This is a genomic window from Caballeronia sordidicola (assembly GCF_002220365.1).
GTDB classification, from domain to species: domain Bacteria; phylum Pseudomonadota; class Gammaproteobacteria; order Burkholderiales; family Burkholderiaceae; genus Caballeronia; species Caballeronia sordidicola_C.
On record NZ_MTHB01000094.1, the window covers coordinates 1 to 13,072 of the forward strand.

12 protein-coding genes are annotated in these 13,072 nt (G+C 59.9%); 7 read left to right on the plus strand and 5 right to left on the minus strand.

From position 1 onward, the window contains the following. Positions 1 to 313: 313 nt before the first annotated feature. Positions 314 to 1,393 carry an aldose 1-epimerase gene (locus tag BSU04_RS13985; protein ID WP_373452832.1) on the minus strand — a complete coding sequence of 360 codons (1,080 nt, stop codon included), beginning with the start codon at positions 1,391 to 1,393 and terminating at the stop codon, positions 314 to 316. Continuing rightward, on the minus strand, positions 1,390 to 2,190 hold the full coding sequence (locus tag BSU04_RS13990; RefSeq protein ID WP_089161152.1) for a phytanoyl-CoA dioxygenase family protein: 801 nt from the start codon (positions 2,188 to 2,190) through the stop codon (positions 1,390 to 1,392). Before BSU04_RS13990 ends, BSU04_RS13985 begins: the two co-directional genes overlap by 4 nt. Positions 2,191 to 2,502: 312 nt before the next feature. Between BSU04_RS13990 and BSU04_RS13995 the strand changes: the two genes are divergently transcribed. The 6 genes from BSU04_RS13995 (at position 2,503) to BSU04_RS14020 (ending at position 9,122) form a co-directional block, all read left to right on the plus strand. Further along, positions 2,503 to 3,561: a LacI family DNA-binding transcriptional regulator gene (locus BSU04_RS13995; RefSeq protein ID WP_089161249.1), complete on the plus strand. Its 1,059-nt coding sequence runs from the start codon at positions 2,503 to 2,505 to the stop codon at positions 3,559 to 3,561. Positions 3,562 to 3,686: 125 nt separating this feature from the next. Further along, a complete protein-coding gene (locus BSU04_RS14000; protein WP_089161153.1) occupies positions 3,687 to 4,700 on the plus strand; it encodes an ABC transporter substrate-binding protein in 1,014 nt (337 codons plus the stop codon). Between the two features lie 167 nt (positions 4,701 to 4,867). Beyond that, a complete protein-coding gene (locus BSU04_RS14005; protein ID WP_089161154.1) occupies positions 4,868 to 6,442 on the plus strand; it encodes a sugar ABC transporter ATP-binding protein in 1,575 nt (524 codons plus the stop codon). Beyond that, the gene (locus BSU04_RS14010) at positions 6,439 to 7,425 is read left to right on the plus strand and encodes an ABC transporter permease (RefSeq protein WP_089161155.1); all 987 of its coding nucleotides are present in this window, start codon (positions 6,439 to 6,441) and stop codon (positions 7,423 to 7,425) included. The genes BSU04_RS14005 and BSU04_RS14010 overlap by 4 nt, the downstream gene beginning before the upstream one ends. 12 nt (positions 7,426 to 7,437) lie before the next feature. Continuing rightward, entirely contained in the window at positions 7,438 to 8,394 is a 957-nt protein-coding gene (locus BSU04_RS14015; protein WP_089161156.1) for an ABC transporter permease, read from the plus strand. A 131-nt stretch (positions 8,395 to 8,525) separates the two neighbouring features. Then, complete coding sequence (locus tag BSU04_RS14020; protein WP_089161157.1) at positions 8,526 to 9,122, plus strand: alpha-ketoglutarate-dependent dioxygenase AlkB family protein; 597 nt, start codon at positions 8,526 to 8,528, stop codon at positions 9,120 to 9,122. Between the two features lie 16 nt (positions 9,123 to 9,138). Here the strand turns inward: BSU04_RS14020 and BSU04_RS14025 are convergent, their stop codons facing one another. Next, positions 9,139 to 9,531, minus strand: coding sequence for a RidA family protein (locus BSU04_RS14025; protein WP_089161158.1), 393 nt, complete (start codon positions 9,529 to 9,531; stop codon positions 9,139 to 9,141). A gap of 129 nt (positions 9,532 to 9,660) precedes the next feature. Between BSU04_RS14025 and BSU04_RS14030 the strand changes: the two genes are divergently transcribed. Next, positions 9,661 to 10,893 carry a DUF2252 domain-containing protein gene (locus tag BSU04_RS14030; protein WP_089161159.1) on the plus strand — a complete coding sequence of 411 codons (1,233 nt, stop codon included), beginning with the start codon at positions 9,661 to 9,663 and terminating at the stop codon, positions 10,891 to 10,893. Positions 10,894 to 11,016: 123 nt separating this feature from the next. Here BSU04_RS14030 and BSU04_RS14035 read toward each other — a convergent pair whose 3' ends face one another. Both BSU04_RS14035 and ggt read right to left on the minus strand, forming a co-directional pair. Then, on the minus strand, positions 11,017 to 11,298 hold the full coding sequence (locus BSU04_RS14035; protein ID WP_089161160.1) for a PXPV repeat protein: 282 nt from the start codon (positions 11,296 to 11,298) through the stop codon (positions 11,017 to 11,019). Between the two features lie 116 nt (positions 11,299 to 11,414). Then, positions 11,415 to 13,052 (minus strand): gamma-glutamyltransferase, encoded by a 1,638-nt coding sequence (gene ggt / locus BSU04_RS14040; RefSeq protein WP_089161250.1) that lies wholly within the window; start codon positions 13,050 to 13,052, stop codon positions 11,415 to 11,417. Between the last annotated feature and the right edge of the window lie 20 nt (positions 13,053 to 13,072).

Below are 13,072 nucleotides of genomic sequence, written 5' to 3' on the forward strand. Positions count from 1 at the left end.
GCAAAGTTCAGCGCTGCGGGTGGGCTGTCATCTGTCTTTTTTGGCGGCAAAGAAGTGTTGCTTGGGCTAACAGGCGTAGCAGTCGTCATTTCCAACCCAGTCAGAGTTAAGCGTCAAAGCGCACTTCGACATACGAAACGCGCTCGCACATAATTCAGGGTTTTGAAGTAACAGAGTGCTGCGTCAACCTAATTTGACAGTTTTGCAAACAGGCCAATGAGACAAACCAGGAAATGGCGACGGCTTGCAAGAAACATCTCAAATATGCGGCGGGGAAACGAAGAAATTTAAGACTAGCTGTCACTAATCAAGGTCAGCGCGGGCGGTTCGGCATCCAGCCAAATCGCGCTTGCGTCATGTCGCCCGGCATCAACACCGCGCCGCCGATGTCCTCTCGCGGTGCATCGAGATTCAAGAAATCCACCGTGTTCGTTACAGGCTCCACGCACAGCAGGTCCGGACGCGCCGAGGGCGCGAACAGGACCATGTGGTCGAACGGCGCGTCGGCACAAAGCGTCACGCTGCGGTGTTCATCCGGCCAGTCGATGGTCGCCGACCTCGACCAGCCAGCGAAATTGTTGTCCAGATCGAAGGCATTCGCGGCCAAGCCCTCCGGCGACGCCAACGCATCAACGCACGGATGCGCGCCGAGAAACGTCGGCAGGAGATCCTGCGTGGCGTGCCACATCGCGCGGACGTTCGTGTGGATGCGCGTCGCCGGGGTGCGAGGATAATAAGGATGATGACCCATGCCGAACGGCATGGGCTGATCGGCGAGATTGCGTATCGACATGGTGACGAACAAGCCTGAATCATCGAGTTCGAAACGCTGCGTCGCTTCGTATCGATACGGCCAGTGATGCGCCGGTTCACCGCCGGGCTCGTGGTTCAGATGCAACTCCACCAGGTTCGACGACACCAGACCCACGCGCCATGGCCGCCGCCAAGCGTGCCCATGCAGCGCATGATCGAACGAGTTGCCATCGGCGGATAGATCGACCTCGCGGCCGTCGAAAGCAAACCGCGCGTCGCGCAGCCGGTTGCAGTAAGGCAGCAACGGAAAGCTCGCCATCCCGAGCGGGTTGCAAGCAGCGAGCGCGTCGGCCGACGCGGGGCGCAGCCAATGCAATGCCCCGCGACCATTGCCGTCGCCACTAGCGCCGACATTGCCGACATTGCCATTGCCGACATCCGGCAGATCGTAGAACGCCGCAATCGCGCCGCCAACGTGCGGCGCCAGCAACGCTCGCCGTTCCTCGAAGCGCAGTTCGATCAGCGCAGCATCATTCAACGCGATGCGAAACGCGTCGTCAGCGGCCGGCGTGGGCTGAGTGGATTGAGCGTGTTGAACAGCGGCGCTCTCACCCGCGCTTGTCCTTTGATCGGTGTTCAATATGCAAACCGCTGATAACTTTCATCGAAGGTCCGCGGCGTCTTGTCGACTTGCGGGCTATAACGCAGCAATCGTTTTGCGCGGACAGGCAGCGCGGCGAACACATCGCGCGGCACTTGCACCTGCACTTCCGGCCTGAAATACCACGAACGGCTATAACCGATCACGACCATCGGACGCGGGGTATCGGTGAGATTCGGCGTGCCGCGATGCAAAGCGCGTACATCACGGATCATCACGTCGCCGAGTTGCATCGGGACGCGTTCCGCCGGGAACCGGCCATCTGCCAAGCCGGCAAGCGCATCCTCACGCGATATCCGATGCGTCCCGCGCGTAGTCTCCAGAGAGCCGTTCTCGTCGTTCACATCGATAAGCGGAAAATTCACCGCCAACTGGAACGACGGCGTTTCCGGCACGCCCTCGAACAACGGCGGCGTGTCGCGATGCCAGTCCTGAAAGTCGGAACCGCGCACGGGGGTATCAGTGGCGAGCTGGCACATCACGGGGTCTGGTCCGGCAATTCGCTCGACGATCCCCAGCACGTCGTCATCGCAAAAAATCGCGGGATCGGCGAACTCGCCTTCAAACGGCAACGTGACGTAATAACGCCCCGGCCCGCGATTGCCGCTAGCGCCCTGCTCGCGCGCCGCGTCCGCATGCGGCCTGAAAAGCGGCGCAAATGCCGCACGCCACGCTTCGAGCGTCGCACGGGGGAAATGGCTGGGCAGCAGCACAAAACCGTCACGTTCGAAATCCTCCGCAAGCTTATCGCGAGTTCGTTCGTCGTAGCGGGCCATGGTCGTCTCCTTGTATAGCGCCGCGTGAGCCGGGCACGGTCGGCGCACCTGGCTTTCATTGATCCAACAGCCATGCATACGCCGAGAATCGCACGATCGCCACGAAGTAGTCAATATTATTAGTAATAACACTTAGGGCCGCCGCATCGCCGATGAAAGCAATACGGGCGATGGTTTGTGAGCGTTGTCCGTAGAAAATATTAGTGGTACCGTCGGCAGCATCCGCAGAACGTTACAGCGCCACGCAACGACAACGCCGCCGCCTTTTCGCGGCCTCAGACAATGAAAAAATCCACGCAACGCCGTCCGACGATGACCGACATCGCGAAGCTGACCGGCGTCTCGCAATCGACCGTCTCGCTCGTACTGAACAACGCGACCAGCGCGAAATTCTCCGATGCTACGCGCAACAAAGTACTGAAGGCCGCGCAGGATCTCGGCTACCGGATGACGTCGCGCGAACCGCTGGACGCAGCGATCACGGCGAACGAGAAGAACCTGATCGTGTATCTCGCCGATGAAATTTCGACGAGTCCGCATCCGGTGGTGAACATCGACGGCGCACGCGATACAGCGTTCGCAAACGGCCGGATGCTGGCGGTCTACTCGACGCACGGCAATGCGGAAATCGAGCAGCAAGTGCTCGACGCCACGCTCACGAATCCCAACGTGCTCGGCGTGATTTACGCGACGGTTTATACACGGAAAGTGACCTTGCCCGCAGCGCTTTCAAAAGTCCCAACGGTCCTGCTGAACTGCTACACGAGCGATTCCGAGCTTTCGTCGGTGGTGCCGGCGGAAGTCACGGGAGGCCATACCGCGACGGAATATTTGCTGAACGCGGGGCATCGAAGGATTGGGTATGTGAACGGCGAACCCTGGCAAGACGCGTCGCGCGACCGGCTGAAGGGGTATCGGATGGCGCTCTCGACCGCAGACCTGCCGTACGCCGCCGAACTGGTGCGTGAAGGCGACTGGAGTTCGGGCTCGGGTTTCGAGCAGACTCTGTCGTTAATGCGCCAGCCCAACCCGCCAACAGCCATTTTCTGCGCGAACGACTTGATGGCGCTCGGTGCGATCGAAGCGCTGAAGCAGCTTGGATTGCGGGTTCCAGAAGACGTATCCGTACTCGGCTACGACGATCAGGAAATCGCCCGGCATACCCATCCATCGCTTTCCACCGTCGTCCTGCCCAACTATGAACTGGGCCGATGGGCGGTCGAAACATTGCTCCAGGAAGAGCACAACCGCGCCGCCGGTGCACCCGTGCGCCGGCGCACGGTGAAACTCGACGGACCGCTGGTGGAACGCGCATCGGTAAGGGTAATTACCGTGGTCAAACAGCGTGCAATTAATAATATTAGCGATTGACCAATAATAAAATACGGTGGAATAATCATCGCACCTCGACTTATTGAGATAGAGCCGAGAGGACGGAAAAACACGGTAGGACCGAAGCACTTAAAAAAGCAGGACCATCCATACTGGAGGAAGACATGCTGTCGCTTGAAAACTTCAACAAACGCAAATTCCCGTTGCGCGTGCTGGCCACGTCCGCACTCGCGCTGTCGATGGTGGCTGGCTTCAGCATCGCCCACGCCGACGACTCTCCCCTGCCCAAGCTCGCGAACAAGAAACCCTTGCGCGTCGGCTTCGCCCAGACCGAAAGCAACAACCCGTGGCGTCTCGCCGAAACCAAGAGCTTCAAGGACGTCGCGGCGAAGTGCGGCTGGCAGATGGTGATGACCGACGCGAACAGCTCGGCATCGAAACAAGTCGCCGATATCCAGAGCATGATCGCGCAGCACGTCGACTTGATCGTGTTCCCGCCGCGTGAAGAAAAGCCGCTCGCCCCCATTGTGTTGCAGGCGAAGAAAGCGGGCATTCCGGTGATCCTGGTCGACCGTGACGTGGATCAATCAGTGGCAAAAGCGGGTAAGGACTACATTACGTTCATCGGCTCGGACTTTATCAACCAGGGGCAACGCGCGGCCGACTGGCTGGTTAAGTCGACCGGCGGCAAGGCGAAGATCATCGAACTGGAAGGATCGACGGGCGCGTCCGCTGCGAACGATCGCAAGAAGGGTTTTGACGACGTGATCGCCAAGAATCCGGGGATGCAGATCATTGCGTCGCAAAGCGGCGACTTCGCGCGCGACAAGGGCCGTCAGGTCATGGAAACGCTGCTTCAGGCGCATCCGGATGTAACCGCCGTCTACGCACACAACGACGAAATGGCACTCGGCGCGATTGCGGCTATCAAGGCGGCCGGCAAGCAGCCGGGCAAGGACATCACGCTTGTGACTATCGACGGGACGAAGGGCGGCATGGACGCCATCGCTGCCGGCGAACTTGGTGCCAGCGTGCAGTCGAGCCCGTTCTTCGGCCCGCTTGCGTGCGACGTGGCGCAGAAGTTCGCGAAGGGTGAAACCGTTCCGCCGTGGGTGAAAGTCTCCGACCGCTTCTACGATAAAAGCAACGTCAAAGAGAGCATGCAGTACGGTTATTGAGCGGACGCGTTCAGCGAACGTTGAAGTGAACGTACGAAGCTTGGGCTAATGAGCAACGAAGGTGTTCGAAGCGGCGCGCCCCGTCTTTCGCGGGCCGTCGCTTCTTTTGTATCCGGCGGACTGAACGCATTCAGTGCGTAACACCAGCCGCCAGGGAGACGCACTAGATGAACACGCCAAATTCCGGAACACCCCTGCTAGAGATGCAGGACATCGACATCAGCTTTGGTGGTGTGGCCGCGTTGCGGCACGCCAGGCTGTCGGTGACAGCGGGAGAAGTGCATGCGCTGATCGGGCAGAACGGTGCGGGTAAATCGACGCTGATCAAGATCCTGACAGGCGCTTATAGACGTACGTCGGGCACGATTCGCTTCGATGGCCGCGAAGCCGATTTTCGCAGCCCGAAAGAAGCGCGCGAAGCCGGTATCAGCACAATCTACCAGGAGATCAATCTGGTCCCGTTCCGCTCGATTGCCGAGAACATCTTTCTCGGCCGCGAGCCGCGCCGGTTCGGGTTGATCGACTGGAAGACAATTCACCGGCGCGCGCAGGAATTGCTCGACTCCTTCGGCTTGCAGATCGATGTGAGCAAACCCGTGCGTGAGTTTTCGACCGCTATCCAGCAGATGGTGGCGTTGGCGCGGGCGGTATCGTCGGACGCGAAGATGGTCATCATGGACGAGTCCACATCCTCGCTCGATGAACGCGAGGTCGAATTGCTCTTCACTGTAGTGCGACGTTTGAGGGACGACGGCCGCGCGGTGATTTTCGTCTCGCATCGTCTGGATGAACTGTATGCGCTGTGCGATCGCGTCACGGTCATGCGCGACGGGCAAACCGTGGCGGAAAGCCCGATGGCCGCGCTCGACAAGCTGCAACTCGTCACCACCATGCTTGGACGTACGCTCGCCGCCGTCGTGCACGAGGACAGCGCGGTCAAGGAAGCGAATCTGGCCAAACGCGGTTCGACTGCGATCAGCGCAACGAACCTCGGTGCGGGCGCGAAAGTGACGGACGTGTCGCTCGATGTCCACTCAGGCGAGGCCGTCGGTCTGGCCGGGCTGCTCGGCTCGGGCCGCACGGAAACCATGCGGTTGATGTTCGGCGCGGATCCGGCCGAACGCGGGTCGCTTTCCATCGACGGCAAGCCGGTCACCCTCAAGTCGCCGCAAGACGCCATTGCCCGTGGGATTGCGTATCTCACCGAGGACAGAAAGGGCGAAGGCATCGTGCCGGAGCTCTCGGTGCGCGACAACCTGACGCTCGTGTGCCTGCGCACGCTGACCAAACGCGGTGTAGTCGATGTCGCGAAACAGCGCGAGATCGTGGACCGGTTTATCGAATCGCTCGGAATCAAACTGCGCTCAGCCGATCAACCGATCCGTGAGTTATCGGGCGGCAATCAGCAGAAGGTTTTGCTCGCACGCTGGTTGGCGACGAATCCTGGCTTGTTGCTGCTCGATGAACCCACAAGAGGGATCGATGTCGGCGCGAAAGCCGATGTCGCCAAGATCATCCGGGAACTGCGCGACTCGGGGCTGGCGGTGTTGTTGTCGGCGTCCGAGCTGGAAGAGCTCACTGCGGTAGCCGATCGCGCAGTGGTGATCCGCGATGGCAAGACTGTTGCCGAACTCGATGGTGCGCGCATGAGCGAAGCGTCGATCATGGATGCGATCGCGTATGGATCAGGCGAAGAATCGGCGCTGGCGGAAGCCGTTGATGCCAAAGAAGGTCAGCCATGAATCAGAAAACTCAACCGGCAACAGCCGCACCGCTTGTGCAGGCCGCGCAGAAGAAAAAATATCGGATGACGATTCAGCGCGAGATCGCCGTGCTGCTCGCGATGATCGTCTTCAACCTGCTCTTCACGCAGCACTTCTGGTCGTTGCAAACCTTCAACGTCAACCTGACGCAAGTGGTGACGATCGTGATCGTCGGCATTGGGATGACGCTGGTGGTGGCAACGGGCGGTATCGATTTATCCGTGGGCGCGTCAATGGCGATTGCCGGTTCGCTCGCGCCGATGATCTTCATGAACGTGGCCGGGCCGTTCGGCATTGCATTGGCCTTTGTCTTGCCCGTACTGGCCGCCGCCCTCTGCGGCGTGTTCAACGGCTTCCTCGTCACCAGGCTTTCTGTGCAGCCGATTGTCGCGACGCTGGTGCTGTTCATCGCGGGGCGCGGCATTGCGCAAGTGTTCACCGACGGCAGCCTGCAAGCGTTCGACAACCCCGCCTTCCAATGGATCGCGCTGGGCCGCGTAGCGGGCGTGCCGGCGCAAGTGTTCCTGATGCTTGCGCTCGTGGCCGTGTTCGCGTGGATCGTGCGCAAGACCCTGTTCGGGCAGTACTTGCTCGTCACGGGGGGCAACGAGCGCGCAGCGTACCTGAGCGGGATTCCGACGGCGCGCGTCAAGATGATCGCATACACCCTGTGCGCGGGACTGGCGGGGCTGGCGGGGCTGATATCGATCTCCGTGAATTCGTCGTCGGACGCTAATGTCATTGGTCTGGGCTCCGAGCTCGATGCCATCGCCGCAGTGGCCGTGGGCGGCACGGCGTTGACGGGCGGCAGGGCGTACATCGTGGGGACCCTGATTGGCGCGCTGATCATCCAGTTGCTGAGATATACGCTGCTCGCGCACGGCATTCCCGATGCCGCCGCGCTCGTGGTCAAGGCCGGCATCATCATCGCCGCGGTGTATGTCCAGCGGCGTCAGCGATAGGGAGATATCGACATGAAAAAGAACCTTCCCATTTTGTTGGCATTAGCGGCATTACTCCTGCTCGGCGTGCTTCGATACGACCACTTTGCATCGGCCTACAACATCAACTCGTTCTGGCGATACAACTCCATGTTCGCGTTGATATCGGTGGGCATGGCGTTTGTGATCATCACGGGCGGCATCGACTTGTCAGTGGGAACAGTGGCGGCGCTGGCCAGCGTGGTGGCCGCGTTGGCGAGCCCGTATGGCGGTCTGGTCGCGGTGCTCGCGGGTGCGGGCGCGGGACTCGCCATCGGCTTGTTGAACGGCCTGGTCATCACGCACATGCGGATCCTGCCGTTTATCGTCACGTTGGCGACTAGTCTGGGGGCTCACGGTCTGGCGCTGCTGCTGGGACATAACGATGCCGTATCGATCGCACCGAGTTCCAGTTTTGGCAACTTCGGACAAGGGGATGTATGGGGTCTGCCGATCCCGGGAATCGTCGCGGCGGTGGCCGCCGTGTTGGGCTGGCTGGCATTGAGAAGCACACGCTTCGGACGGCATGCGCTAGCAATAGGCGGCAGCGAAGAAGCCTCGCGTTTGATGGGCTTGAATGTAGACAGGACCCTGGTCACGGTCTATGCGCTGAGCGGCTTGCTGGCCGGCATAGCGGGCGCGATACTGGCTGCCCAATTTGGCGCCGGGCAGCCCAATGAAGGCGTGGGCTGGGAGTTGTTCGCGATATCGGCGGTCGTACTGGGCGGGACGTTGTTGACCGGCGGGCAAGGATCAATCGCAATGACGATTGCAGGCGTCGCGTTGCTGGGTCTGGTGTTTAATCTTCTGAACTTCGAGAATGGACTGGGCTTTATCAGCCTGTCGGCGTATTGGCAATCGGTGATCCGCGGCGTGTTCTTGTTGCTGGTGATCGTGCTGCAAGCACGCGTGCTGAAGAAACGGGTGACGGTGACGAAGCTGGCTCGTTGAAATGACGCGCCGCCACGCAACGTGGCGGCGGTTTATAAAAACATGTGAGCAAGTTTCAGGAAGGAGAATCTGCTAACTTACTGACACTGTGACACTGACCTGGCAGACAGCCGGAAGGCGAAATCACCGCCATGTTCGACCTCTTCGACGACATCCCCAAGCCTGACATCGTATGGCTGCCTGACTGGCTGGACGCACCGGCGGCGTCGGACACGCTAGCCGCGCTGATCGATGAAATCACCTGGCAGCAAGACTCGATGAACACGCCCGCCGGCAAAATCCCCTTCCCGCGCTTGACCGCGTGGCAGGGCGATCCCGGCGCGGTGTACGTGTATTCCGGCATCCGCAACATTCCGAAGCCGTGGACGCCGACGGTTTTATTGTTGAAAACAAAAGCCGAAGCCGCCGCTCAAACTGCATTCAACAGTGTCCTGATCAACCGCTACCGCACGGGCATGGACAGCATGGGTTGGCATGCCGATAAGGAACGAGAACTCGGACTAGAACCGGTGATTGCGTCGGTGAGTCTGGGCACGACGCGAACCTTCGACTTTCGCCACACCAAAACGCGCCAGACCCATGCGCTTCAACTCACGCACGGCAGCTTGCTCATCATGCGGGGACGCACTCAGCTCGACTGGGCGCATAGAGTGCCGAAGGAACCGGAAGCCCGCGGAGAACGGATCAACCTGACCTTCCGATACGTGGACTCATCGGCGCGTAAATAAACTCACCGTTTTAAACTCACCGTTTGGCGATGAAATCAATCTCGACAAGCGCATCGCGCGCCAATCCCGTCACGCCAATACAAGTACGCGCCGGCAACGGCTTAGGCAAAAAGTATCCCTTATAGACTTCATTCATCGTGCCGTAATCGCGTTTGAATTCGGTCAGGAAAATCCGCACGCTGACCACGTTATCCAGCGACAACCCGATCCCTTCCAGCACAAGAATCAGGTTATCCATCACCCGGCGCGTCTGGGCTTCCACACCTTCGGGCAAGGGCTTGGCGTCATCGGCGGGATCGGTCGGCATTTGTCCCGTGAGGAACACCCAGCCATCCGCTTCGGCCGCGTGAGAAAAAGGACCGACCGGCGTGGGCGCGGTATCGACCATGGAAAAGGTGGGTAGCGTCATCGTGTCTCCTTGGAAAGCGCAGGCCGATACCGTAACGGATCAAAATTCCTGCCGCCCGCAAATCCCTTCATTTACATTACATCGCGACGGCATGCGCCTTGCTCAAAGTGAGCACCACAGGACGATCCCATGCCCAAGAAAAAGAAATTCAAGCTTCCCAGTCCCAACGATCGTCAGGCGCTTCTCTCTGAACGCCGCAACATGAAAATGGCCGAATCCGCGCATGCCTACGTGCGCGGCAGTACGAGCAAGTTCTATGAATGGCTCGACGGCATCGAAGGTCACACGCTCCCCGAAGGCCCAGCTATCTGGATCTGTGGAGATTGCCACACCGGCAATCTCGGACCCATCGCCAACGCCGACGGCCGCGTGGAAATCCAGATCCGCGATCTGGACCAGACCGTGATCGGCAATCCGGCGCACGACATCATCCGGCTGGGGTTATCGCTGGCGACCGCCGCGCGCGGCTCCGATCTGCCTGGCGTAACCACAGCACGCATGATGGAAGCTGTCGCACAAGGCTACGAGCATGCGTTCGATCGTTCCAGTCATCGCTCAGTCAGGGACACGAAACCCGAAGAGGTACGGGTGATGATGAAAGAAGCGGTCCGACGCACGTGGCAGCAACTGGCGATCGAACGCATTGAAGACATTGAGCCGAGCATTCCTCTCGGCAAGCGTTTTTGGCCGCTCGATAAAACCGAGCGCATTGAAATAGACACGTTGTTCCGGCAGCGCGAGATTGCAGATATAGCAACCGCTTTGCGCAAGGACGCCGACGAAGAAAACGTCACCGTGATCGATGCTGCTTATTGGGTGAAGGGCTGCAGCTCGCTCGGCCGCTTGCGATATGCGGTGTTGCTGGATATCGACGGCGGTGCAGTAGAAGGCGACGATCTTTGCCTGATCGATATCAAGGAAGGCGTGAAGGCCGCGGCGCCGCGTTACTCGGATGCGGACGTGTCCAAGCGCATGCCGCGCGATAACGCCGAACGCATCGTGGAAGGCGCGCGGCATTTGACGCCGTGGCTGGGTGAACGGATGCGCTCGGCACGGCTGAACGACCGGTCAGTGGTGATTCGCGAGTTGTTGCCGCAAGACATGAAGCTGACGGTCGAGCAACTGACCCAGGAAGAAGCGATCAAGGCCGCGAGCTACCTCGCGATGGTTGTTGGCAAGGCGCACGCGCGGCAGATGGATGCGGCGCAGCGGCGCGCGTGGGTATCGGAGTTGCGTCGCGCGAAGTCGAAGTCGCTGGATGCGCCGTCGTGGTTGTGGAAAAGCATCGTGGAGTTGGTGAGCAGTCACGAGGCGGGTTATCTCGAACATTGCCGTCGATATGCGCTTGGATCGGCGTCGTAACGGAACCTGCGTTCATCGACCAACGAAAAAGAAGGCCCGTTCCAACCAACGTTGGAACGGGCCTTCTTCGAACAGACTGACTTGATGCCTGGATTGCCGATCTCTTGAACAGCCCGTCAACACTCAATAACCATAGCCGCGGCGTTCACGCCAATGATTCTCGCGCCATTGTTCATGGCGCCATTCGCGGCGATGCCATTCGCGTTCGCGCCATCCTTCGTCGCGATAACCGCCGTAGCCGCCGTAGCCATACGCCACGGCAACAGGCGGCGCAACATACACCGGCTGGGGCGCGTAATAACCCGGTACGCCAATCCCCACGGCGACATCCACGTGAGCGGACGCTGCCGCCGACACCATCAATACGCTCAAGCCTAGTACTGCACCCAGGATCTTCTTGTTCATTGCGTCTCTCCGTGCACTCGATGTGCAAACGTGTGGTCTACAAAACCGAGTGTAGGGAGAACGCTCTGATACAGGTGCTACCGGAATGCGATAAAGGTAACCGCGCGTTTCTTTTCCTAAAACCCCGCCGCCAGCCCATCCCTGCGGCTATCGCTCGCCGCCACGTACCCACGCTCCGGATCGTTACGGTCCAGCTTCCAGATGTACTGACCTGAGCCGAAGTCCATATAAGGATCGTCGACGGATTTGATCGTGTGTCCCATCGCCTGAAGCGCCTTCACCGTTTCGCGATCGAGTGTCGATTCGACATCCACGGTGAAATCGCGATTCACCTTCCAGCGCGGGGCATCGCAAGCAGCCTGCGGTTGTTGTCCGTAGTCAAGCAAACGCACGATGGATTGCAGATGGCCTTGCGGCTGCATGTCGCCGCCCATCACGCCAAAGCTCATCACCGCTTCTTGCGTGCCGTTCACGTCCTGCGTGAGGAACGCCGGAATGATGGTGTGGAACGGCCGCTTGCCGCCTTCCACCACGTTCGCGGATTTCGGATCCATCGAAAAACCAAAGCCGCGGTTCTGCATCGCGATACCCGAATCCGGCACGACCACGCCTGAGCCAAAGCCCATGTAGTTAGACTGGATGAAACTGACCATCATGCCGCGCTCGTCCGCCACCGACATATAGATCGTCCCGCCCGCCGGCGGCATGCCGAAGTCGAAGTGCTTCGCCTTGCTCGGATCAATCAGCTTGGCGCGCTCGGTGAGATATGCGTCGTCGAGCATCTGCTCTGGCGTGACGTCCATGGAACGCGGATCGGCGACGTACTGATAGACATCGGCGAAAGCGAGCTTCATGGCTTCAATCTGCAAATGCTGCGACTCGATCTTGTCGACGGTCAGCGACTTCACATCGAATTTATCGAGGATACCGAGCGCGATCAGCGCAGCAATGCCCTGCCCGTTAGGCGGAATCTCATGGACCGTATGCCCGCGATAATCCTTCGAGATCGGCTCGACCCAGTCGGCCTTGTAGTCACGCAGATCGGCTGCGGTCATCGCGCCGCCGCCCTGCTTTGAAAATGCCGCAATCTTCTCGGCTATCTCGCCTTCGTAGTACGCACGCGGTCCGTGTTCGGCAAGTGCACGCAAGGTCTTTGCATGACCGGGATAGCGCATCAACTCGCTGATCTCCGGCGCACGGCCGCGCGGCATGAAGGTATCGGCGAAACCGGGCTCGTCTTTCAACTCGGGAATAGCCGCCGCCCATTTATACGCGACGATGCTCGCCACCGCGTGACCACGCTCGGCAATTTCAATGGCCGGCTCCATCAAGTCGCCGAACGGCAACGAGCCGAACTTCGCGTGCAACGCTTCCCATCCCGCGATGACGCCGGGCACGGTGACCGCATCCCAGCCGCGCTTGGGCTGGTTCGCCAAGCCGTTTTGCTCGCCGTATTTGTTCTTGAAGTAATCGACATTCCACGCCGCCGGAGACACACCCGATGCGTTCAAGCCATGCAACTTCGCGCCGTCCCAGACGAGCGCGAACGCATCGCCGCCAAGGCCGCACGACACAGGCTCGACCAGCGTGATGGCTGCTGCGGCCGCGATAGCTGCATCGACAGCGTTACCGCCCTTCCACAACATCCGCAAGCCGGCTTGCGCGGCGAGGGGATGCGAAGTGGAAACGATATTGCGCGCGAACACGGGCAAGCGCGGCGTGGGATAGGGGTTCTGCCAGTTGAAGCGGGTCATGGGAAACTCGTCTCTGATGT